This window comes from Acinetobacter sp. YH12096 (assembly GCF_013419215.1).
GTDB classification, from domain to species: domain Bacteria; phylum Pseudomonadota; class Gammaproteobacteria; order Pseudomonadales; family Moraxellaceae; genus Acinetobacter; species Acinetobacter amyesii.
The window spans coordinates 1-23,366 of sequence record NZ_VPAM01000014.1; the positions used below are offsets into that span (position 1 = coordinate 1).

19 protein-coding genes are annotated in these 23,366 nt (G+C 39.8%); 11 read left to right on the forward strand and 8 right to left on the reverse strand.

The features are described 5' to 3' along the window. Window positions 1-110: 110 nt before the first annotated feature. The 4 genes from FTU36_RS07820 to FTU36_RS07835 all read right to left on the reverse strand — a co-directional run bounded on the left by FTU36_RS07820 (window position 111) and on the right by FTU36_RS07835 (window position 5,141). Entirely contained in the window at window positions 111-293 is a 183-nt protein-coding gene (locus FTU36_RS07820; RefSeq protein WP_180117351.1) for a hypothetical protein, read from the reverse strand. Between the two features lie 165 nt (window positions 294-458). Then, window positions 459-1,958, reverse strand: a complete 1,500-nt coding sequence (locus FTU36_RS07825) for a succinate CoA transferase (protein WP_171525809.1) — start codon at window positions 1,956-1,958, stop codon at window positions 459-461. A 133-nt stretch (window positions 1,959-2,091) separates the two neighbouring features. Then, complete coding sequence (locus FTU36_RS07830) at window positions 2,092-3,261, reverse strand: thiolase family protein (RefSeq protein WP_078193795.1); 1,170 nt, start codon at window positions 3,259-3,261, stop codon at window positions 2,092-2,094. A 101-nt stretch (window positions 3,262-3,362) separates the two neighbouring features. After that, entirely contained in the window at window positions 3,363-5,141 is a 1,779-nt protein-coding gene (locus FTU36_RS07835; RefSeq protein ID WP_180117353.1) for an acyl-CoA dehydrogenase C-terminal domain-containing protein, read from the reverse strand. Window positions 5,142-5,746: 605 nt separating this feature from the next. On the opposite strand from FTU36_RS07835, the gene FTU36_RS07840 reads away from it, so the two are divergent. Further along, window positions 5,747-6,352, forward strand: coding sequence for a TetR/AcrR family transcriptional regulator (locus FTU36_RS07840; protein ID WP_078190941.1), 606 nt, complete (start codon window positions 5,747-5,749; stop codon window positions 6,350-6,352). A 67-nt stretch (window positions 6,353-6,419) separates the two neighbouring features. Here FTU36_RS07840 and FTU36_RS07845 read toward each other — a convergent pair whose 3' ends face one another. The 4 genes from FTU36_RS07845 to cysK all read right to left on the reverse strand — a co-directional run bounded on the left by FTU36_RS07845 (window position 6,420) and on the right by cysK (window position 11,344). Beyond that, entirely contained in the window at window positions 6,420-6,614 is a 195-nt protein-coding gene (locus tag FTU36_RS07845; protein WP_180003680.1) for a heavy-metal-associated domain-containing protein, read from the reverse strand. A gap of 66 nt (window positions 6,615-6,680) precedes the next feature. Next, window positions 6,681-7,100 (reverse strand): Cu(I)-responsive transcriptional regulator, encoded by a 420-nt coding sequence (cueR, locus tag FTU36_RS07850; protein ID WP_180003682.1) that lies wholly within the window; start codon window positions 7,098-7,100, stop codon window positions 6,681-6,683. Window position 7,101: 1 nt separating this feature from the next. Next, window positions 7,102-9,774 carry a heavy metal translocating P-type ATPase gene (locus FTU36_RS07855; RefSeq protein ID WP_180117356.1) on the reverse strand — a complete coding sequence of 891 codons (2,673 nt, stop codon included), beginning with the start codon at window positions 9,772-9,774 and terminating at the stop codon, window positions 7,102-7,104. Between the two features lie 571 nt (window positions 9,775-10,345). Beyond that, window positions 10,346-11,344: a cysteine synthase A gene (cysK, locus tag FTU36_RS07860; RefSeq protein WP_180011715.1), complete on the reverse strand. Its 999-nt coding sequence runs from the start codon at window positions 11,342-11,344 to the stop codon at window positions 10,346-10,348. 282 nt (window positions 11,345-11,626) lie between these two features. On the opposite strand from cysK, the gene FTU36_RS07865 reads away from it, so the two are divergent. From FTU36_RS07865 to FTU36_RS07910, 10 genes are all read left to right on the forward strand, one after another. Continuing rightward, on the forward strand, window positions 11,627-11,944 hold the full coding sequence (locus tag FTU36_RS07865; RefSeq protein WP_078193801.1) for a helix-turn-helix transcriptional regulator: 318 nt from the start codon (window positions 11,627-11,629) through the stop codon (window positions 11,942-11,944). Between the two features lie 309 nt (window positions 11,945-12,253). Continuing rightward, window positions 12,254-13,990, forward strand: a complete 1,737-nt coding sequence (locus tag FTU36_RS07870; protein WP_180117358.1) for a SulP family inorganic anion transporter — start codon at window positions 12,254-12,256, stop codon at window positions 13,988-13,990. A 204-nt stretch (window positions 13,991-14,194) separates the two neighbouring features. Beyond that, a complete protein-coding gene (gene sstT, locus FTU36_RS07875; protein WP_180008874.1) occupies window positions 14,195-15,388 on the forward strand; it encodes a serine/threonine transporter SstT in 1,194 nt (397 codons plus the stop codon). A gap of 34 nt (window positions 15,389-15,422) precedes the next feature. After that, window positions 15,423-16,097 (forward strand): YoaK family protein, encoded by a 675-nt coding sequence (locus FTU36_RS07880; RefSeq protein ID WP_180117360.1) that lies wholly within the window; start codon window positions 15,423-15,425, stop codon window positions 16,095-16,097. A 12-nt stretch (window positions 16,098-16,109) separates the two neighbouring features. Beyond that, the gene (locus FTU36_RS07885) at window positions 16,110-16,646 is read left to right on the forward strand and encodes a DUF2058 domain-containing protein (RefSeq protein ID WP_168377529.1); all 537 of its coding nucleotides are present in this window, start codon (window positions 16,110-16,112) and stop codon (window positions 16,644-16,646) included. A gap of 246 nt (window positions 16,647-16,892) precedes the next feature. Further along, window positions 16,893-18,143: a mechanosensitive ion channel family protein gene (locus FTU36_RS07890; RefSeq protein WP_180117362.1), complete on the forward strand. Its 1,251-nt coding sequence runs from the start codon at window positions 16,893-16,895 to the stop codon at window positions 18,141-18,143. 307 nt (window positions 18,144-18,450) lie between these two features. After that, window positions 18,451-19,734: a GGDEF domain-containing protein gene (locus FTU36_RS07895; protein WP_257224808.1), complete on the forward strand. Its 1,284-nt coding sequence runs from the start codon at window positions 18,451-18,453 to the stop codon at window positions 19,732-19,734. 96 nt (window positions 19,735-19,830) lie between these two features. Continuing rightward, complete coding sequence (locus FTU36_RS07900; protein ID WP_180117364.1) at window positions 19,831-21,705, forward strand: ABC transporter ATP-binding protein; 1,875 nt, start codon at window positions 19,831-19,833, stop codon at window positions 21,703-21,705. Next, window positions 21,683-22,132: a MaoC family dehydratase gene (locus FTU36_RS07905; protein ID WP_180054813.1), complete on the forward strand. Its 450-nt coding sequence runs from the start codon at window positions 21,683-21,685 to the stop codon at window positions 22,130-22,132. Before FTU36_RS07900 ends, FTU36_RS07905 begins: the two co-directional genes overlap by 23 nt. Before the next feature lie 149 nt (window positions 22,133-22,281). Continuing rightward, the gene (locus FTU36_RS07910) at window positions 22,282-23,310 is read left to right on the forward strand and encodes an AraC family transcriptional regulator (protein ID WP_078190954.1); all 1,029 of its coding nucleotides are present in this window, start codon (window positions 22,282-22,284) and stop codon (window positions 23,308-23,310) included. Window positions 23,311-23,366: the final 56 nt, after the last annotated feature.

Sequence of the window (23,366 nt, forward strand, 5' to 3'; positions counted from 1 at the left end):
AGTAACTTGGACCAGTGTTGATCATTTAGCATTGTTCGAGGCATAGCGAGTGTAAAATTGGGTTTGGCGATTTAATTTTACTATCTCGCTATTTTTTTAATCAACAAATGTCAACAGACCCTAATAATCAACGCATTTTCAAGTTGCGGATCTACTGCGGTATTTTGCCATGTTCCAGCATAATCAGGCGCTGGACTTTGTTTACATGCAGTGAGGAGAACTGCGAACAACATCGCAGAAAATAATTGAATCTTTTTCAAAATACTGACCTTCTTTGTCAATGAGTTTTGCATTATAGAAAGCCTTGAAGAGAACTTAAGGCCGTTCATGTTGTGCAAAAGTTTCAAACAAAGTGCTGCTGTTTTTCTTTTGTCATGTTTTGAAACATTTGTAGTCTTTTATAATAAATAAGCCCACTTGATCATGGGCTTATATTTAAATATTTTCAATCTTTAGATTTATACGATTTGACGCATTGAACCAGTTTCTTCAAAAGTGGCATGCCAAGACAAAGCCTCTTTTAAAATATGCGGTGTCTGACCACCACGCTCACATGCGCGTTCAAAGTAGCTCAACAATGCTGCGCGATAATCTGGATGTGCACAGATTTCAATGACTTTACGTGCACGCTCACGTGGTGAAAGACCACGTAAATCTGCCAAGCCCTGCTCTGTAACTACGATGTCAACGTCATGGTCAGTATGGTCGGTATGGCTCACCATTGGCACCACAGATGAAATCGCACCGCCTTTTGCAATCGACTTAGTTACGAAAATGGCAATGTGCGCATGACGAGTAAAGTCTCCTGAACCGCCAATACCATTCATCATTTTGGTACCCGTCACATGGGTCGAATTTACATTTCCGTAAATATCAAACTCAAGCGCCGTATTAATCGCGATAATGCCTAAACGTCGAATGATTTCAGGATTATTGGATAGCTCTTGTGGACGTAACACAATTTTGTCTTTGTACTGATCAAAATTGTTCATCACATGCTGAGCACAAGGCTCAGACAGCGTCATTGAACAGCCTGAAGCAAAATTCATTTTTCCAGAATCAATCAGCTGGAAGGTACAGTCTTGTAGTACTTCTGAATACATTTCCAAATCATGAAAATTCGAATGCTCAAAACCTGCGAATACAGCATTGGCAATCGAACCCACACCTGACTGTAGCGGGCCTAAATTTTCAGGCAAACGCCCTGCTGCGACTTCACCTTCAAAGAAATCAATCAGATGCTGAGCAATCGCTAGGGTTTCAGCATCAGGTTCATCCATTTTAAACTGGGTATCTGGCAGATCATTCAACACAATAGCTGAAATCTTATCGGGGCTGACATTGATCCCAATTGTACCAATACGTTCACCGACCTGAGTCAGTGGAATTGGCCCACGGTTTGGTCGCGCTTTCGGCACATAAATATCATGTACACCTTCGAGCACTGGGTTAATCGTATTATCAATTTCAATAATCACATGATCTGCCATTTCAATGAAATTGGCTGAGTTACCACATGAACCTGTCGGAATAACTTGACCATCTTCTGTAATTGCAGTCGCTGCAATAACGGCCACATTAATGCGCGGTAAATTATGATGACGAATATTATCGGCCATTTCAGACAAGTGTTGGTCAATATACATAACCTCGCCAGCGTTAATGGCTTTACGTAAACCAGGATCTGCCTGATACGGATAACGACGTTCTATCGCATGCGCCGCATTGAGGCGACCATCGATACTATTTCCTAAACTAGCACCCGTTGCCAACGTGATACGAAGAGGATGTGAAACTGCATGATCTGCAAGTGCCAATGGAACCGTCTTTGCCTCACCTGCACCACCAAAACCACTTAAACCAACCACTGAACCATCTTGAATTAACTCAATCGCTTTTTCAGCAGACATTACTTTGTCGCGAAGGGAGAGTAAGCGAATGCGATCTAAACCATTCATAATTAAATCTCAAAAAATAAATATCTCAAAATAAACATCTTTTTTCGCCATCCCAGCGAACTGAGATAGCGTTTGTTATTGCTTATCTAAAAACGTACTTATCTAAAAGCTTACTTATATAAATTGAGGCAAATTAAATCAGTTCAACCGCAATTGCAGTTGCTTCACCGCCACCAATACACAGTGCTGCGACACCTTTCTTACCGCCAGTGCGTTTTAAGGCATGAATCAGCGTCACAATAATACGTGAACCTGATGAACCTAGTGGGTGACCAAGTGAGCAAGCACCACCGTGAATGTTCACTTTTGCTTCATCTAAGTTAAATCCATCAATCGCCAGCATTGTAACCATGGCAAATGCTTCATTGACTTCCCACAGGTCAACTTCTTGTGCATCCCAACCGGCTTGTGCAAGTACTTTCTCAATAGCACCGACTGGAGCAATCGTGAACTCTGACGGATGCTGTGAATTTGTAGCATAAGCAACGACTTTTGCCAGTGGTGTTAAACCACGTGCTTGGGCCGTTTCTTCTGATGTAACCACCAAAGCAGATGCACCGTCAGAAATTGAGCTGGCATTGGCAGCTGTGATCGTGCCGTCTTTTTTGAATGCAGGACGCAGTGTAGGGATTTTTTCAGGCTTAGCACTTAATGGCTGTTCATCTGTGTCAACAACGACGTCACCTTTACGGCTTTTAACAGTAACTGGCACGATTTCATTTTTGAAGAAACCGCCTTGAATCGCTGCAACGGCTTTATTGAGTGAGTTGATGGCAAAAGCATCTTGCTGTTCACGGGTATAGCCTTTTTTATCTGCCATATCTTGTGCCAGAATACCCATCGATAAACCTGTCTCAGCATCTTCTAAGCCTTCTTGAAACATGTGGTCTGTGGTTTTACCATGACCCATACGATAGCCTGAACGCGCTTTTTCAAGTAAATATGGCGCATTTGACATCGACTCCATACCACCTGCAACCACAATATTGGCCGAACCGGCTTTAATCGCATCAGCTGCTTGCATCACCGCCTTCATGCCTGAACCACAGATTTTATTAATCGTGGTGGCACCCGTTGTATCTGGTAAACCTGCTTGACGCATCGCTTGGCGTGCAGGACCTTGTTTAAGACCAGCCGGTAATACACAGCCAAAAATAACTTCGTCAATATCTGTAGGTTCTAAACCTGCACGTGCAACAACAGCCTGAATCGCTGCAGCACCTAAGTCTGGGGCTGTACAAGATGAAAGTGAACCCTGAAAACCACCCATCGCTGTACGTACGCCATCTACAATTACAATCATTTCTTATTTCATCCTGTTTTAAATCTTTTAACCCCAAGGAACCATGACTGGTTCCTCAGATTTTCCATCTTAATATTTTTCACAGTGGTTTCGATGAAACCTTAAGATTGAGCGGTGAAGTATTCTTCAGATAGCTGCATGATAAGTTCAGAACCTGCTTTAATGCGTTGAGCACGAGCAGCAAGGTCAGGTAGAACTTTATCAACATAGAAATCTGCGAGTACCAGTTTGTTTTGGTAGAAGCTCTCTGTTTTTGCTGCCGCAGCTTTGCTAATACGTGCAAACATATAAACAAAGCTGAGTAAACCAACTGCATGCAGATAATCGACTGCAACCGAACTGCTAAAGTCTGGTGTAGTTTTAGATTGTTCAATAATGAATTGCGTTAATGCTTCAACTTCGTCAGAAACTTGCAATGCTGCAGATTTAACTTTTGAATCTGCCATGGTTGCAGCAAAATCACGAATTTCAGTAATGTATTCGGCAATAAATGCACCATTACATTTCGTGGTTTTGCGTCCAATTAAATCAATCGCTTGTACGCCATTTGTGCCTTCGTAAATCTGCGAAATACGTAAGTCACGAATGCATTGCTCCATGCCCCATTCACGGATATAGCCATGACCACCAAAGCACATTTGCGCTTCTAAAGTAGCTTGTAGGGCTGTATCTGTTAGGTAGGCTTTTGCAATAGGTGTCAATAAAGCCACGCGGTCATTGGCTTTTTTCACTGCAGCTTCGTCAGTTGAATATTTTGTAATATCCAGTTGCTGACCAACATACACAGCAAATGCACGCGATGCTTCGTTGTTGGCGCGTACATTCAACAACATACGACGTACATCACCATGTACCAAAATAGAGTCGGCTGGTTTTTCAGGAGATTTTACACCTGTCGCAGAACGACCTTGTAGACGATCAGTCGCATACTGTGCAGCATTTTGGTAAGCAAATTCTGCGGCGCCAATCCCTTGGATACCCATCGATAAACGTTCATAGTTCATCATGACAAACATCGCCGCAAGACCTTCGTTTTCTTTACCAACGATATAACCTTTGGCACCATCAAAGTTCATAACACACGTTGCAGAACCTTTAATACCCATCTTGTGTTCAATTGAACCCGCTGAAACAGCATTACGTTCACCGACTGAGCCATCGGCATTGACATGGAATTTTGGAACGATAAACAATGAAATACCACGTGAACCCGCAGGTGCATTTGGCGTTTTTGCTAACACAAGATGGATGATGTTTTCACACAGATCATGTTCACCACTAGTGATGAAAATTTTCGTGCCTGTAATATTAAATGAACCATCTTCATTCGGCTCTGCTTTGGTTTTAATGATCCCCAAATCAGTCCCTGAATGTGGTTCAGTTAAACACATAGTGCCTGACCATTCACCCGTATAAAATTTTGGAAGATAGGTTTCTTTTTGCTCTTGCGAAGCACGGTCATTAATCGCCATACCTGCACCCACAGTCAGTAGTGGATACAACATAAATGATGGATTGGTACTCCAAATCATTTCGTCAGCAAGTACTGTCAACATTTTCGGCATGTTTTGGCCGCCCCATTCTTCAGAAGCGCCTAACCCAACCCAACCACCTTCAGCGAATTGTTTAAAAGCGTCTTTAAACCCTGTAGGCGTAGTAACAACACCATTACTAAACTGCGCACCACCTTCTTCATCTGCAGTACGGTTCAAGTCTAGAATAACGTTTTTAGAAAACTTAGCCATTTCTTCTAAAATGGCATTTGCAGTCGCCATATCAATATGAGCTAAGTTTTCATTTGACTGCCAGAACTCATCTGCATTGAATACATCATTTAAGATGAAGTCCATGTCCTTTAACGGCGCATTGTATATTGGCATTGTACTTTCCTTTTCTACAGGCTTTGTCAGCGTTTTTGACAAAGTACTTTTTTAAAGTTGCACGCTCCCGCACAAAATCATCAAATCAATTTTGTGTGGATTTTTTAAAGATCTGTTTTTTCAGATAGATATCTAAAATGGATATAGATAATGTGTTTTTACCGACAAGTGGAAAATAACCACCTGATATTTTGAGCAGCATTATTTTATTACAATTAAATAAATTTATTGAATTGACTAAATTTATAATTGGTAATTGATTAAAACCAAACATAATAGTACCTATAATCATGTTTAATTTAGGTTGTATTAATAACATAACAACCAAGACCGTTTTGTTAAATGCTGCTTTTGTTGTAAAAGCGAAAAGACAATAAATTAAAAAAAATAAAAATGGAATTTTATTTCAAAAAAATGACCTCAAGGGTTCAGTTTTATTGACATTAATTTTATGCTATGAATTCTATATGTTTTACGCACTCTACTAATGTGTTTATTTTTAAACCAATTTATGTAATATTTGAGACCATAGTGGAATGTAAGATTCACAAGATTTAGCTTAAGCTAGGCTTGTTCACCCTCAAGATGTTTATGGAACAGTTATCATGAGTTCAGTACGCCAACAAAATTTTATCCTTCGCAAGGAAAAAATTTTAGCCATGGCAGAAACCCTGCTATTAGATAATAATCAAGACATCACCTTAAGTGAGTTAGCTTGTGAACTAGATATTGCCAAAGGCACGATTTATAAACATTTTAAAAGTAAAAACCAATTATATTTAGAACTGATTATCTTAAATGAAAAACGATTATTAGAAATTTCAAAAAAATATAATCATGATATTAAAACTTATGTTTCACAATATATGCTTTATAATATGTTGAATTCCAATAGAACTATATTATTACATGTCATTGAAGAACGCTTAACCAATAATGAACGTAAATTAAAAGAGTTATTTGAAGAGCTCTATCGTGTTCGTGAAGAACGTATTATTGAAATTAAGGATATGACCAGTGATTATCTAAAATCACTTGAAAGCGCAATGTCGATACGTGATTATTTATCTTATATTTGGACGGTCACTTATGGTGCATCCCTACTCCTCAATTCAACGCATTATCAAAAATCAATCGGTTCACGTGAACGCTTAATCAAGCTATATATTAATCAGGCGCTGATGACGCCAGATAAAATTTCAGCCGTATAAAATTGATTTATAAATAAAAAATCCGAACAATTGTTCGGCTTTTTTTATACATTAGACAATATCTAAGTTATGCAATCACAGGTGGGAAACCATCTTCGGTTAAAGCGCTAATCAATTGCTCTGCACTAGCACTGGATTCAACCTCAACTAATTTAGTGGCTACATCAATAGTGACCGTTGCATTTTCATCTAAGTCTTTAATCGTTGCTGTCACGCTACGTGCGCAACCACCACATGTCATATTATCAATACGAAATTTCATGCTGTTCATCCTTCTTTTCTAATAACAACACTATAAACCTTGCCACGATTGTAAGGTCAAGCGGGTTTAAATCTTTGCTGTATGGCAGCACTCAGCCATGCCCGTTTCGATTTGATTTAAAATCGTACAATCGGCTTGATCATTACCGGCACAGCCATCGACGGACTGTTGCAAGATCTCAACCATGGCCTGTAAGTCTGCGATTTTTTGATTTAAGGTCTGGATATGTTTTAACGCCAATGCTTTAACTTCTACACTTTGCCGACTTTGATTTTTCCAAAGTCCAAGTAAATCTTTCATTTGTTCAGAAGAAAAACCTAAATCACGCGCATGTCTCAAGAAACTCAAGGTTTTAATATCGGCTTCCGAGTAAATTCGATAGCCTGCATCGGTGCGCTGTGCATTATTTAACAGCCCAATCGATTCATAATAACGGATCATTTTTGCAGAAATGCCCGAAGCTTTTGCTGCTTGTCCAATATTCATCTCAAGACTCCTGAAAAACTGGCCCTTTAAATGCTTTTAAACGTAAGGCATTCGACACAACAAACACCGATGAAAGTGCCATTGCACCTGCTGCGAACATAGGTGAAAGCAGTATGCCAAAGAATGGATATAACACACCTGCAGCGACAGGAATCAATGCTGCATTGTAAATAAATGCCCAAAATAGGTTTTGGCGAATATTATTCATCGTCGCAGTACTCAGTGCGATTGCTGTCGGTACCATTTGTAAATTACCCGACATGAGCACCACGTCCGCAGCCTCTATCGCCACATCTGTCCCTGTACCAATCGCCATGCCGACATCTGCTTGCGCAAGTGCAGGCGCATCATTAATACCATCGCCCACAAAACATACAACACCATGTTCTTTTTGCAATTTTTGTACAGATTGCACTTTTTGATCTGGCATTACTTCAGCGATCACATGATCAATTTTCAACTGTCGTGCTATCGCAGTGGCAGTGTGTCGGTTGTCACCTGTAATCATGGCCACTTTCAGTCCTAAATCATGCAAAGCTTGAATGGCTGCGAAGGTTGTGGCTTTGATCGGGTCGGCAACAGCAACAATGGCAGCAAGCTGTTGATCGATCGATACATAGAGCGGGGTTTTCCCTTCATTGCCCATGCGTTCCGCCAGTGATGAAAAGATTTGTGTATCTAAACCAAGTTTATGCATCAAATGATCTGCACCGATATAAATGCTTTGTCCTTCAACAACGGCCTGAATCCCAGCACCAGTCACGGAATCAAACTGTTCAACCTCTAAAAGTTGCACTTGCATCTCTTTCGCAGCTTGTACGATGGCATAGGCAATTGGATGTTCAGATTTCTGCTCTACGGAGGCCAATAACTGAAATACACGATCTTTATCAAATGCTTCAGTGACTTCAAAATCTGTCAGTTTCGGTTTACCTTCCGTCAAAGTCCCAGTTTTATCGACCGCAACCACTTGCGTATTTTTGAGTTGTTGTAAGGCTTCACCTTTACGGAACAATACTCCAAGCTCTGCACCTCGCCCTGTACCGACCATAATAGACGTTGGCGTTGCCAAACCCATTGCACATGGACATGCGATGATCAGAACTGCTACAGCATTGACTAATGCATAGGTTAAACTCGGTTCAGGTCCTACAACATACCAAACTAAAAAGGTGATCAAGGCCAACGCCATCACCACCGGTACAAACCATAACGTGACTTTATCCACCAAAGCTTGAATCGGTAATTTTGAACCCTGAGCTTGTTCGACCATATGGATAATTTGTGCCAAAACAGAATCTTGACCTACCGCAGTGGTTTGTATTTTCAATGCCCCATTTTGGTTAATCGTACCACCGACAACTTCATCACCGGCTTTTTTCTCGACCGGAATAGGCTCTCCACTGATCATCGATTCATCAATATAACTGTTCCCAGACACTACAGCACCATCAACTGGGCAACGTTCACCAGGCCGTATTTCAATCAACATACCTGTTTCAACATCACTAATCGGCAAATCTATATAGCTTCCAGATTGCTCTACACGTGCTGTTTTGGGTTGCATGCCGACTAAGTATTGAATGGCTTGCGATGTTTTACCTTTGGCTTTCGCCTCCATAAAACGACCCAAAAGAATCAACGCCACAATTACTGCGGCTGCTTCAAAGTACACATGAACCGTACCTTGCGGTAATAATTGCGGAGCAAATGTTGCAACACAAGAAAAACTATAAGCAGATAAAGTCCCGACTGCGACCAAAGAATTCATATCCGGGACAAGTCGCGCAAGTGCTGGTATGCCGTGCTGATAAAAGCGTCTTCCGGGTAGGATTAACACCAAAGTGGTTAATATAAACTGAATATACCAACTATTTTGTGTCCCTAAATTATGCGCAATAAAATGATGAAACGCTGGAATCATGTGTGATCCCATCTCCAAGATAAAAACAGGAACAGCGAGTACCAATGCGATGATTAAATCACGTTTGAGTAACCGAGCTTCGTCGGCTTTTTTTTCTGCCATTGTCGGTTGTTGCTGCGTAGCAATGCTAGCACTGTATCCCGCTTTTTTAACTGCCGCGATCAATTCTTGTGTTTTTGAAGCGGGAGCCTGAACAAAGGCTTTTTCACTGGCTAAATTTACCGTTGCTTTATTGACACCGTCTACAGCGTTTAAGGCTTTTTCAACCCGTGCCACACATGAAGCACAGGTCATTCCATCAATATTTAATTCAATATTGGGCTGTGCAATATGAAAACCTGCTTTTTCTACAGACTTCGCCAATGCAGAATTTTCAACAGTTGCCAATGCCGTAATCGTGGCTTTTTCAGTTGCCAAATTCACTTTTGCATCGATGACTTCTGGAACTATCTTTAAGGCTTTTTCAACACGTGCAACACACGATGCGCAAGTCATTCCTTCAATTTCAAGTTCAATCTGCTTTTGTGCAACGCCAAAACCTGCCTTTTCAACGGCCTGAATTACAGCAGAATAATCCACATTTTTATCACTCTGAACATGTGCTGTTTCAGTGGCTAAATTCACTTGAGCATCAGTGATGCCATCGACTTTTTTTAAGGCTTTTTCCACCCGTGCCACACAAGAAGCACAGGTCATCCCTTCAATAGCAAGTGTGCCATCAAAAAGTTTGCGTTCTGTCGAATCTGTCATGGCAAAATCCCAATCATATGTGCTTGTTTTAGGCTATAGCTTAAACTTTACCACAATGGGAAGGTCAAGTTTTTCTGACTCACAGCAAGGCTTTTCTTTAAGGTATAAAGAATTGCGAAGATTTAAAAACATAATCAATAATATTGAATAATGATTATTCAATTAGTTTGTTTTTCTGATATTAAAACCACACATTTCCTCATTATTCAGTAAGATAGAGATTCGTGACCACCAAACGAATTACTCTCTTTCGTATGTACAAACTGTCGAACATTTGCTTTAACTGCGCATATTTATGTGCTTTTTTATTTTTAATTTTAAGTTGGAGTCTAGATCATATTGATGTTTGGCTCACTCAAGTGGTTATCCCTGCTGTCACGATATGCATACTCTTAGGCTTCCTGTTTAAATACATCGCTCGAAAGTTAGGACATGAACCACCTAAAAGAAAAATTAAACAACAAAATGCCAAAAACGATGATCAAGACGCGGCTTAAGATACTTATAAATAACGAAATCATCAATAAAAAAGCCCATTCAAATGAACGGGCTTTTTTTCATGTCAGACCTATTAGTCAGCACTAATATCTTCAAATAAAACTGACGAAAGATAACGTTCACCACCATCCGGTAAAATGACCACAATAGTTTTGCCTGCATTCTCAGGACGCGCAGCAAGTTTTGCCGCCGCAGCCATAGCAGCACCGCTAGAGATACCCACTAAAATACCGTCATGAGTAGCCGTTTTACGTGCCCATTCGATCGCTTCAGCACTTTCAATACCGATCACTTCATCAACAAGGTCTAGATCCAAGTTACCCGGAATAAAGTTAGCGCCAATTCCCTGAATTTTGTGTGGCCCAGGAGTCAGTGTTTCGCCTTTTTTCGCTTGGGCAATAATCGGAGATTCAGCCGGTTCTACCGCAACAGAATAAAGTGGCTGATTTTTCACTTTTTCAAAATAGCTTGAAATGCCTGAAATCGTACCGCCTGTACCTACACCTGAAACTAAAATATCCACTTTACCACCGGTCGCTTCCCAAATTTCTGGGCCAGTGGTCAATTCATGAATTTTAGGGTTTGCAGGGTTTTCAAACTGTTGTGGTAAATAATACGTTTCAGGATGTTCGGCAACGAGGCGCTGTGCTTCTTCGACCGCACCTCTCATGCCTTTAGCAGGTTCAGTCAATACGAGATTTGCACCAAAAGACTTCAACACCTTACGGCGTTCGATACTCATACTTGCTGGCATGGTTAATGTAATTGCATAACCTTTCGCTGCTGCAACAAATGCTAAAGCAATCCCTGTATTACCACTTGTAGGTTCTACAATATGCATACCCGGTTTTAATAAGCCTTTTTCTTCTGCATCTGCAATGAGAGCTGCACCTACACGACATTTCACTGAAAATGCTGGGTTACGGCTTTCAACTTTAGCCAAGACCGTTGCTTCTGACTGAATCGCACGATTAATACGAACTAAAGGTGTATTACCAATCGCTTCAGCGTTATTACTATATACTGCGATACCTAAATTACTCGTTGCTGGAAAAGCTGAATCTGTTGTCATGACTATTTATCCCTTGTGTATTTATTGAATACGATCTTTAGATGATACAATTATTTTCAAAGTGTGCATGATGTTTTAAGCTAATGTCTTATATTTATGTGCATTTTGTGAAAGCTTGCACTAAAATCAAGCAATAAATTTAACTGATTAACTAAATTTAAACTTATAAAAATTAATGATATTTGATTTCATAAAAAACCATAGAAATTGTCTTATTTATTCAATGTATTAAGCCGTGATATCCGTATACTTGAGCTGTTGTTAATCGTATGGACATATCCAATGAATACCGATCTGGAAATCACTACTATGCGTGATTCTGCCGAATTAGTCGTGGGCGTTTTAAAGTCGCTGGCAAATACGGATCGTCTACTAATTTTATGTCATCTAGCACAGCAAGAATTGAATGTGTCTCAGATTGAAGAAATCACTGATATTAAACAGCCAACCCTCTCACAACAACTGATGATGTTACGCAAAAGTGATGTTGTGACCACGCGTCGTGATGGAAAGCAAATTTATTATTCAATTAAAGATGCAAATTTAGTTCAAGTTCTCAATACTCTTTACCAATTGTATTGCAACCAATCTTATAAATAACACTTAGTTATTTTAAAATTTCAAGCCAGACATGCTGTTCTTGCACCACTATAGATGAATTATCGCAATGGGCAGCAATTCAATACCTCAATTTACCCGCAATACTTCTTCAAAATTTCAATATCTATATCTATTTCGAATATCCAAAGCTTTAAATCAGCTCATACTTTTCATTAATTCATTTAAAATGATGGCTTCTTAAATATCCCCTTAAATTTCCTGCAATATTGTACGGTCAAAATTTATTGCACAAGACTTCTTAGCATTTTTTATGCATAATATATATGAAATTGTGATTTAGATAAGTTTATGTCAGATTTAAAACCTCATTTCTTACAGAAATTTCCTGCTTGGCAGTGGTTACAGCACTACAGCACTGTGAAATTTAAATCTGATGTACTTGCTTCGCTGATCGTTATTGCCATGTTAGTCCCTCAAGGTATGGCGTATTCCATGCTGGCAGGTTTACCCCCAATCATGGGTTTATATGCCAGTATTTTACCTATGATTGTCTACGCCCTCATTGGTGGAAGTTCAACCTTATCGATAGGCCCTGTGGCAATCATTTCGATGATGACCTTCGCCACGCTCAATCCGCTATTTGAAGTCGGTTCGCCTGTTTATATTGAAGCAGCGACACTTTTGGCCTTAATGGTCGGGCTGATTTCTCTACTTTTGGGTGTATTCCGTTTCGGTTTTTTAATTCAGTTGATCAGTCATCCTGTCATTAAAAGCTTCATTATTGCTTCGGCACTGCTCATTGCACTGGGTCAGTTTAAGTTTCTCGTCGATGTCCCGCTAAAAGCCAACAACATCCCTGAGTTTGTTTTAAGTCTGTGGGAATACCTGAGTTTAACTCACTTTGCTTCACTCATCTTTGGTGTGCTGGCCATACTGTTTTTAATCTATGTACCAAAAATGTTGGCCACTCAATCGATCCAATCTCGATTCGGCTCTACTGCCTTTCTAAGTAAAGCACTTCCATTGATACTCGTGGTGATTTCGATTGCATCGGTGATGTTATTTGACCTGCAAAATGTCGGCATTAAAACCGTCGGTGAAATTCCTTCAGGTTTTCCACCCTTAAGCTTTCCACATTGGAACTGGGAACTGGTACAAACCTTACTGCCCGGTGCAACAATGATTGCCATGATCAGTTTTGTTGAGTCACTGTCTATTGCCCAAGCCACTGCCTTACAACAACGAAGCCAACTCAACAGTAACCAAGAGTTGGTCGCTCTAGGTTTAGCCAATCTAAGCGCTGGGGTTAGCTCTGCCTTTCCAGTGACGGGTAGCTTATCTCGTACAGTGGTTAATGCAGATGCAGGTGCAAAAACCCCGATGGCAGGTGTGTTGTCGTCATTGCTGATTATCGTTGTCAGTCTTTACTTCACTGGTTTTTTCCAAGACTTGCCCTTAGTGATCTTGGCGGCCACGATTATTGTTTCTATTTGGAAATTAGTCGACTTTAAACCTTTTGTGGATACTTGGCGTTATTCAAAAGCTGATGGTATTGCGATGTGGGTGACCTTTTTCGGTGTGGTGTGTATCGATATTTCTACGGGTCTCATTATTGGCATTATTTCTACCTTTATTCTGTTGTTATGGCGCATTAGTCGTCCACATATTGCGGTGATCGGCTTGGTTGAGGGCACACAGCATTTCCGTAATGTACAGCGTCATCATGTCTATACCGCACCACATATACTCTCGCTCCGTATAGATGAAAATATCTCGTTTTTAAATGCCAATACGCTTAAAGGTTTCCTGATCAATGAAGTCAGTCAAAATATTGACCTAGAGCATGTTGTTATCAATTGCTCAAGCGTCAGCTCAATTGACCTCAGTGCCTTGGAAATGTTGGAAGATTTAAATGCTGAATTATCAAAATTAGATATTCGACTGCATTTTTCCGAGGTCAAAGGCCCTGTCATGGACAAATTGCAGCACTCAAAATTACTCACGCATTTGAGTGGTCAAATTTTTCTCACCCACTATCAAGCCGTTACAGAGCTTGCGACAGCCAGTTCTGAGTACCAAATTTAAAGGCCTATTAGCTCACTGTTTAATCAATGCGAATTTGATAAACAGTGAGTTTTGAAGGGTTTACATTTTAATACACAAAAATAGATTATAAAAAACAAAGGTTTATTTTTAAATTAAATTATTTTTTAAGCATTCCACATTTTCGTATAAAATACAGGGCTAATTTTCATCATTTTGTCATTGTTATTCTGACAAGGCTCTCCTATGTTTTCAGCATTTACACGCTTGAGTTTAGTAACCCGAATTATTATCGCCATTATTTTAGGTGTATTGGTTGCTTTTGTTGCTCCAGGCGTTGCACCCTATTTAAGTTTGCTTGGTGATTTATTCATTAAGGCATTGAAATCCGTAGCACCGATACTGGTCTTTGTACTTGTACTGTCATCCATTGCAAATTTCAAAGTGGGCAGCAGTAATTCTTACATTAAACCGATTATGTTGATGTACGCTATTGGTATGTTCCTTGCTGCTTTAAGTTCAGTAGTAGCAAGCCTTTTATTCCCAATTACATTAATTTTGGATGTTGCTGCAGAAAATCTTGTTCCGCCAGGCAGTCTTGCTGAAATATTGAAAAACTTATTATTAAGTTTTGTCGCAAACCCTGTTACAGCCATTTCAGAAGCAAATTTCATTGGAATTTTAGCTTGGGCTGTTGCCTTGGGTATTGCATTTCGCCATGCATCAGATACCACTAAAGTTTTCTTATCCGATGCTGCTGATGCGGTGAATAAAGTAATCCGTTTAGTGATTAACTTTGCACCTGTCGGTATCTTTGGTTTGGTTGCTGTTACATTTGCCGACTCAGGTTTGAAAACACTGATCAGCTATGCACACTTACTTGCGGTCTTAATTGGTACCATGTTCTTTGTTGCCTTGGTCATCAATCCACTAATGGTGGCATTTATGACCCGCTCAAATCCGTTCCCATTGGTTTTCCAATGTTTACGTGAAAGTGGTATCACTGCATTCTTTACGCGTAGTTCTGCTGCAAACATTCCTGTAAACCTTGACCTTGCGAAGCGTCTTGGTGTACCAGAGTCAACTGCAAGCGTAGCGATTCCTTTAGGTGCAACTGTCAATATGGCAGGTGCATCGGTCACAATTACAGTCCTCACACTAGCAGCAGTTCATACTTTGGGCATTTCTGTTGATTTCAGCACAATGTTGATTTTATCAGTCGTTGCTACCGTTTCTGCATGTGGTGCTTCAGGTGTTGCTGGTGGTTCATTGCTGCTTATTCCAGTGGCTTGTGGCCTGTTTGGTATTTCAAGTGATATCGCGATGCAAGTTGTAGCCATTGGTATGGTTATTAGCGTACTTCAAGATTCAACTGAAACCGCTTTAAACTCTTCGACTGACGTATTATTTACAGCTGCAGTAGACCGTGGTTTAAGATAATATCCTGATATTGGATACTTTTTAAGGCGAGGCCATGCCTTTTCAGACTTTACCGCTTTGGATACAACTGGGTGCTTTTTTTCTCGCAGTGAATGCAGGAATGATTAATGTACTCGGCCTGGTGACGATCTTGCACCAGTCGGTATCTCACATGACGGGTAATGTCAGTATGTTAGCCATGGCTTTAATTGCAGGGCAGCCGGCTACAATTATTTATTTGATTTTAGTGTTGCTCTGTTATGTGATTGGCTCATTTTATAGTGGGCTAATTCTAGGAAATAGTCACTTTAGCTTAACGCGACGTTATGGCGTCCCATTAAGCTTAGTGGCTTTTTTTATTGTCCTATGTTGGCTACTATTGCCCTATTTTCCACGTTACGCTTTGCTTTGGGCATGTGTGGCTATGGGTGTACAAAATGCAATGGTTAGCCACTATAAAGGTACCATTATTCGTACCACACACCTTTCTGGTGTTTTGACGGACTTAGGTTTGGCTTTGGGTTATAAAGCCCGTGGACTTCCGGTTGAGTCGAAACGTGTGGTCTTACATTTATTAATTTTGGCGGGATTTATCGTCGGTGGCATACTTGCCAGTTGGCTTTATCCTTATTTAAAATTAAACGCATTCCTGATTCCTGCCGCACTCAGTTTAGTCATGAGCGCGGTATATTGGATCATCTATTTTCATTATCGACATATACACGATTAGTTGGAACGTACTATGGTTAAAAATGCATTACAGGCGCAACTGCTTAAAGCAGGTCTGGTCGATAATAAAAAGGCAAAAAAATTGTCTAAACAAGCCGTACATGAAAAACGTACTGGTGAAAGTAAAGATGCTGAAATCAAGGCGAAAATTGAGCAAGATCAGCAGCAGAAAATGGCCAAAGATCATGCTTTAGAGCAAGATCGTAAAGCAGTTTTGCAAGAAAAAGAATTAAAAGCTGCCATCATGCAAATGATTAATCAGCATAAAATTCGTGATACCGATGGCGAATCGACCTATCAATTTATCGATGATGCCAAGATCAAAAAGCTTTATATCAATCAGCAAATTTATAATGCCCTTGTTGCGGGTAGTCTTGTTATTGCACGTGAAAATAGCAACTATGCTTTTTTACCAAAAGAATTAGCCGACCGTATTAATGCGAAAATGGAAGGCTTTATTATTGTGAATAATTCTGAAGTGAATGAGCAAACCACGGATGAAGAAGATCCATATGCAGCTTATGTAATTCCTGATGATTTAATGTGGTAAGCATTTCATATCGCTAATGAAGCTCCTAATTAGGGGGCTTTTTTTAGCTCAACATTTATTTATTTTAGTTCATCAATTAGGTTATACCTTCAAAAAATCATTTTTAGCACAAAATAAGTAACATTATGGACTATACATGTCGTAACTCCGTAAAGTTTACGAGTATAAAATTGCTTATATAATCATAATAATTACAATAGTTTGATCATTAAGCCTTTCATTTACTTCAATAAGAGTAGGATAATTTTGGAAAAATTTCAGTTCATTAAAAATATTCAAGATTGGTCAGATCAATACCCTTGGTTAGAAATGCTGACATCGCTCAGTCTCATTATTGTTTTTGCCATCATTGCAAATTTTATCGCCAAGCAAATCGTGGTGCGTGGAATTCGTAAGCTCGTTTCTAAAATGGCCTTTAGCCATAGTCAAATTTTGTCAGAACATAGTGTGATTAAACGCTTTGCTAACATTGTTCCAGCAATTGTGATCTTAAATGGCATAACCACAGTCCCACATTTATCTGTGAAATTTATTTCAATCGTGCAGATGGCTTGTCAGGCTTTTATCTTCTTGACCATTGCTTTGGCAATTTCTGAATTACTGAATATTTTTAATCTGATTTACCAACGTAATCCAAAATCTAGAAACAAACCGATTAAAGGCTATTTGCAGTTGGTCAAATTGATTATTTTTTTGGTGTGTGGCCTGATGATTTTAGGTACTTTCCTGAAAAAAGATGTATTTACATTACTCGCAGGCTTTGGTGCTATGGCGGCCGTGCTCATGTTGGTTTTTCAGAACACCATTTTGTCACTGGTGGCTTCGGTACAAATTTCTTCTTATGATATGGTGCGAATTGGTGACTGGATTGAGATGCCGTCGCTTAATGCAGATGGCGATGTCATTGATATGTCATTACATACCATAACCGTGCAGAACTTTGATAAGACTTTTACCACGATTCCAACCAATAAATTGGTGACTGATACCTTTAAAAACTGGCGTGGTATGGCTCAGTCAGGTGTGCGCCGTATCAAACGCTCGCTTTATATCGATCAAAGCTCTATTCATTTCATGACTCAGGATGAGCAAAACAAACTCAAAGAATTTTTATTATTAGATCAATATCTTGACCATAAGCATGAAGAGCTTGCTCAGTTTAATCAGCAACTTTCAAATCAGTCGCAATATAATCAGCGCCGTTTAACCAATCTTGGGACCTTTCGTGCCTATGTAGAATTCTACTTACAACAGCATTCAGGCATTGCCCAACACCAAACGATTTTGGTGCGTCAGTTACAACCCACGAGTGAAGGCATTCCTTTAGAGATTTATGCTTTTAGTAAAACCATTGCATGGAAAGATTATGAAGCGATTCAATCTGATATCTTTGACCATCTGATCGCAATCACACCTGAGTTTGGACTTAAAATCTATCAAGCCCCTTCTAGTGCCGATTTTAAAGCCCTCGTTCAACCAAATGCCGATAAAAGTTAAACTTTCCTCTCCCCATGTATATTCAAAGAAGAAATTCTGCAAATTTAAAAAGTCACAATGGCTTTTGAATATACATGGGGCTATCGGTTACCCCCCTCTACTTCCGCAATTACTTTAGATCATGCGATACAAGGAATAAAAGCGAATCAGATAAATGCGCTAATCGCTCAATTCCTTAAAAATATAATTCATCCGAAACAACTAAATATAATTAAAAAATCAGAACAAATACTATACAAATGTAGACATTTTTAGATACTATTTGTTAACAGTTGCATAAAAACGCTTCTAAAATAGGAACTTGATCATGGAAGGCCCCAATCAACCTTCTCAGAAATCAGTTAAAAACGAATCACAATTACTCATAGAATCGATGAATCGCACTTCTGCCAAACATACGCTCATACAGGCAGAAGCATGTGACCTAGAGAATCGTGTCTGTATTGAGCGTGCTTTATCCGACCCGATTGCACGAATTCCGGCACAGTTTAAAAATGCTTATTACAAATTTTTGTACTATAACCAGAAAGACTATTTAAAACAGGTCAACTATTTCGCTCAATTGGCTTTTTTAATCTATTTTTGGGCAGATCGCTATGTCCTGCCAGACGTAGAAATGCTTTCAGGTGTAATTCGTATCATTGCAATTATTGGTGCATTTAGTCTGAATTATATTCTGTTTAAATATATCAAACAGATTAAATTGCTCGATTTAATATTACCACTAGCGACTTGCCTTTCTGCAATCCTCTGGTTTGAGATATTACTTCAGTCGAAAAATGAACTGGTTCATAGCTATCAATATGCCGCCATTATTTTGATCGTATTGGGTAATTTAAGTATTCATGTGCATTTTCGCCCTTCGATTATGACCTCAGCCATGATCACGGCAGCGATCCTTTTTGGCGCATGGCGCATTAATGATTTTGGTGATTTTACAATATTTTTATTGGTGTACGTTCCTGTGCTGCTGTTCAGTATGTATATCTGCTGGAACTCTACGCTCAACTCTCGTAAAACGTTTCTAAGAGCGCTGCTAGATGACTGGAACTTTCATACCCTGCGCAAAATTGCCCATACGGATGAATTAACCCAGTTAAGCAATCGTCGCCAATTTGTACATGCTGCAAATAAAAAAATCCAAGAAACCCCTATGACGGTCTGTACCAGTCTTTTGATTTTTGATGTCGATCATTTTAAAGCGATTAACGATCAATACGGACATGATGTCGGCGATCAAGTGTTATGCCAAATTGCTGAAATTGCACGGAAAGAAATGCGTTTTTACGATATATTGGCGCGTTTCGGGGGTGAAGAATTTATTGTACTTTTGCCTTATACCGTCCCAGAAGATGCATTAAAAATTGCTGAACGGTTAAGACATAAAATGGAACAATACCAGTTTTATATAGATGGTCAATTGGTGAAATTTTCGATCTCCATTGGTGTTTCCAAAATTGACCCTAACCACGCCAAACTTGATCAGTTAATTAAACAAGCCGATATTGCTCTATACGAAGCAAAACGCCAAGGTCGTAATCGGGTTGTACATTTTAATTCTATGAACTTTTGCAGCCAAGCTTTTAAGTAAATAAAACAAATCAAAATGGAGAAAAACCAGCGAATCCATTACACTCAGAGCTGAAGAAAGAAAGATTAATTATAGCAAAATTCTCAGGTTATCTGCATGCTTAAATGGTTTGAAAATTTAGTTGACGCTTATCCTGAACAGGACTTGAATAAACCATTGCCGACAAAATTTTTCCCCTTTGTATGGCAAGCTGCGACGGGTGTAAAAAAATACCTATTGTTATTGGTACTCTGTACAGCAGGTGTAGCGAGTTTTGAAGCACTGCTTTATTCCAAAATTGGCGAATTAGTCAATTGGATCAGTAAGTCTCAACCTGAAACCTTTTTACAGCAGCACCAGACGAATCTGACCATTTTAAGCTTTATTTTATTGGCAAATATCTTCTTTTCTTGCCTTCAAACCATTATTAAACATCAGATTCTATATAGCACCTTTCCAATGCGCCTACGTTGGAGATTTCATAACTTATTACTGAAACAAAGTTTAGATTTCTTCCACAACGACTTTGCAGGTCGTTTATCTGCCAAAGTCATGCAAACTTCACTGGCTGTACGTGAGTTTTGGATTATTCTTGGTGACATGTTGGCCTATGTCTTCATTTACCTGATTTCGATCACCGTGATTTTAGGTGCTATATCGCCACTGTTGATTGTTCCATTATTACTTTGGCTGGCTTTATTTATTGGTTCTGCATGCTATTTCATCCCAAAATTAAGCAAAATTTCAAATGAACAAGCCAATGCACGCGCAGTAATGACTGGTCGTGTCACCGATGCCTACACCAATATTCAAACGGTGAAATTGTTTGCCCATGCAGGACGCGAAAGCCAATATGCTAAAGCCTCTATGAAAGAGTTTATGGTGACGGTGTATAAGCAAATGCGACTTGCTGCAAAATACAACATCGCGACGAATTTGCTGATCATTGTTTTATATGGTGGCGTACTTGGAACAGCCGTTTGGCTCTGGATGGATGGTCAAGCTGAGCTTGGGGTCATTGCAGCAGCGACCGCCATGATTTTAAAACTCAGTAGTATTTCCGAGTTTATGATGTGGCAAACATCTGCCCTATTTGAAAATGTCGGGACCATTCAAGATGGGATGAAAACCATGGGCCGCCCAATTCATATTCAAGACAAAGCTGATGCAACCGACTTAAAAGTACCGCAAGGCGAAATTAAATTTGAGGACGTCAGTTTTGCTTATAATGATAAAAATGTCATCGATCAATTTAATTTAACCATTCGACCAGGCGAAAAAATCGGTATTGTCGGACGTTCGGGTGCCGGAAAATCGACATTAATTCAACTTTTACTCCACTTTTACGATATCAATCATGGTCGTATTTCGATTGATGGCCAAAATATAGAAGATATTACCCAAGATAGCTTAAGAAAAAATATTGCATTGGTGACCCAAGACACCTCGTTATTGCATCGTACAGTTGAAGAAAATATTAAATATGGTCGCCCGAATGCAACCGATGAAGAAATGTATGATGCAGTGCGTAAAGCGAAAGCTGACGAATTCATTCCTCAATTGATCGATTTACGTGGCCAACGTGGCTATGACGCATTTGTCGGTGAACGTGGCGTAAAATTATCAGGTGGTCAGCGTCAACGTATTGCGATTGCTCGAGTATTTTTAAAAGACGCACCGATTTTAATTTTAGATGAAGCCACAAGTGCGCTCGATTCAGAAGTCGAAGCCGCGATTCAATCGAGTTTAGATGATTTGATGCAAGGTAAAACTGTGATTGCCATTGCGCATCGACTTTCAACCATTGCGCAAATGGATCGCTTGATTGTCTTGGATCAAGGACGTATTGCTGAGCAAGGCACCCACGAAGAGCTTGTTGCTTTGAATGGTATTTATGCACACTTGTGGCAGCGTCAAACCGGTGGATTTTTAATAGAACAACATAAAGTAGAATCAAAGGAAGATGAAAATGCTGTATCTGGAAGACCTTAAAGTTGGTGATCACTTTAGCAGTCGTGAATATGAAATGACTGTTGAAGAAATCAAGCAATTTGCCAACGCTTATGATCCTCAGGAATTTCATACAGATGAAGTCAAAGCCCAACAGCACCCGATCTTTCAAGGATTAGCGGCAAGTGGTTGGCATACCGCTGCTGTAACGATGCGCTTATGGACTGAATGTTTCCCTGTGGCTTATGGCTTAATTGGCTCTGAGTCAAGTCTGCGTTGGCCATGCCCAACACGTCCGGGAGATAAAATTCGTGTAGAAGTTGAAATATCTGCAATTACTCCGTCGAAAAGTAAGACAGACCGCGGCATTGTGACCTATGTTACGCAAGCGCTTAATCAGCACAATGACGTTCTTTATATGTCTACGACCAAAATTGTGGTCTTTTCCAAAGATTTTAAACCGAATTAATCCTTAACGGCCTACTTTACAACGCTAAGGTAGGCCGCTATAAATAGTTGAGCCTAGTCAGTTTGTCCAACAATTTTTGTGGGATACAACACGGAATCATGCCAATATAACCTTGAACAGAAGAAAAACCCGCATTGCAACGGAACGCTATGAAAACAATTAATTCCCGTCAGGATCAGGGTATTCCCGGAGTGTATGGATTGCTCCTTTTAGATGTGGTCTCTCGATGGGGCTACACTGCAGAAACATTATTTAGTCCATTCGGATTAAACAGCGAACAATTGGCTGAACCAGATTTCCGTATTCCAACACCCATCGCCAATCAATTGGTAGAGCACGCACTACGATTAACCGGTGAGCCCACTTTAGGTTTTCATTTGGGCAACCAAATGCGCATCTCTATTCATGGTTTTATTGGCTATGCCATCATGACGGCGAAGGACATAACCGATGCCTTAGTCTTGGCAAACCGTTTTATTCAGCTACGCATGCCCTTTTTACAGCTTTTTTTCTCGACTTTTGGAACCAAAGCGACTGTTCAACTACAAACAGACGTTACGATTGAGCCTTTACGTACTGAGATTTCGATTGCCTTAATTTTTGGCATGATCAGCATGGGCAAAGCAATTACCGGTGTGGATTATTCTGCTGGTGAAATTGATTTTGATTTCCCTCAACCTGAAGGTTTTGAGCGGTTTATTGCCAAATATCCACGGCACCAATTTAGATTTGATCAGCCACACCTTTTACTCAGTTTTGATAAGCAATATTTAACCAATAAATTGGTCCATGCAGACCCGATTGCCAGTCAAATCGCGATTAATCAATGTGAAGCTGAACTCTCCGCTTTGGGCGAACGTCACCGTATTGCCATGCGCGTTCGTGACATTTTAACCAACTCCGAGCAGCACTATTTAAGTATTGAGAGCGTTGCTGAACGGCTACACATGTCCGATCGAACCCTTAAACGCCAACTTGCTGCTGAAGGGACTTCATTTTCAACTTTGGTCGACGAAGTTCGCTACCGCCATGCTACTTCGCTTCTATCACGGACTGACTTTACCTTAGAGCAAATTGCTGATGAATTGGGCTATAGCGATGTTGCCAATTTCAGCCGTGCATTTAAACGCTGGAGTGGTCGTAGCCCAAGCAATTGGCGTAAAGATCCGTACTTATAAGTCTTTTGTTTTACGTAAAAAGCATGTATAACTCATGCCAAAAATGAATTTAATGG

Bases quoted from the DNA above. Each gene is read 5' to 3' on its own strand.
- FTU36_RS07865 (WP_078193801.1), top strand. From the start codon at position 11,627: ATGAATACCGATCTGGAAATCACTACTATGCGTGATTCTGCCGAATTA.
- FTU36_RS07845 (WP_180003680.1), bottom strand. From the start codon at position 6,614: ATGAAATTTCGTATTGATAATATGACATGTGGTGGTTGCGCACGTAGC.
- FTU36_RS07885 (WP_168377529.1), top strand. From the start codon at position 16,110: ATGGTTAAAAATGCATTACAGGCGCAACTGCTTAAAGCAGGTCTGGTC.
- FTU36_RS07895 (WP_257224808.1), top strand. From the start codon at position 18,451: ATGGAAGGCCCCAATCAACCTTCTCAGAAATCAGTTAAAAACGAATCA.
- FTU36_RS07825 (WP_171525809.1), bottom strand. From the start codon at position 1,958: ATGAATGGTTTAGATCGCATTCGCTTACTCTCCCTTCGCGACAAAGTA.
- FTU36_RS07900 (WP_180117364.1), top strand. From the start codon at position 19,831: ATGCTTAAATGGTTTGAAAATTTAGTTGACGCTTATCCTGAACAGGAC.
- FTU36_RS07855 (WP_180117356.1), bottom strand. From the start codon at position 9,774: ATGACAGATTCGACAGAACGCAAACTTTTTGATGGCACACTTGCTATT.
- FTU36_RS07820 (WP_180117351.1), bottom strand. From the start codon at position 293: ATGCAAAACTCATTGACAAAGAAGGTCAGTATTTTGAAAAAGATTCAA.
- FTU36_RS07830 (WP_078193795.1), bottom strand. From the start codon at position 3,261: ATGATTGTAATTGTAGATGGCGTACGTACAGCGATGGGTGGTTTTCAG.
- cueR (WP_180003682.1), bottom strand. From the start codon at position 7,100: ATGAATATTGGACAAGCAGCAAAAGCTTCGGGCATTTCTGCAAAAATG.
- cysK (WP_180011715.1), bottom strand. From the start codon at position 11,344: ATGACAACAGATTCAGCTTTTCCAGCAACGAGTAATTTAGGTATCGCA.
- FTU36_RS07905 (WP_180054813.1), top strand. From the start codon at position 21,683: ATGCTGTATCTGGAAGACCTTAAAGTTGGTGATCACTTTAGCAGTCGT.
- FTU36_RS07835 (WP_180117353.1), bottom strand. From the start codon at position 5,141: ATGCCAATATACAATGCGCCGTTAAAGGACATGGACTTCATCTTAAAT.
- sstT (WP_180008874.1), top strand. From the start codon at position 14,195: ATGTTTTCAGCATTTACACGCTTGAGTTTAGTAACCCGAATTATTATC.
- FTU36_RS07870 (WP_180117358.1), top strand. From the start codon at position 12,254: ATGTCAGATTTAAAACCTCATTTCTTACAGAAATTTCCTGCTTGGCAG.
- FTU36_RS07840 (WP_078190941.1), top strand. From the start codon at position 5,747: ATGAGTTCAGTACGCCAACAAAATTTTATCCTTCGCAAGGAAAAAATT.
- FTU36_RS07880 (WP_180117360.1), top strand. From the start codon at position 15,423: ATGCCTTTTCAGACTTTACCGCTTTGGATACAACTGGGTGCTTTTTTT.
- FTU36_RS07910 (WP_078190954.1), top strand. From the start codon at position 22,282: ATGAAAACAATTAATTCCCGTCAGGATCAGGGTATTCCCGGAGTGTAT.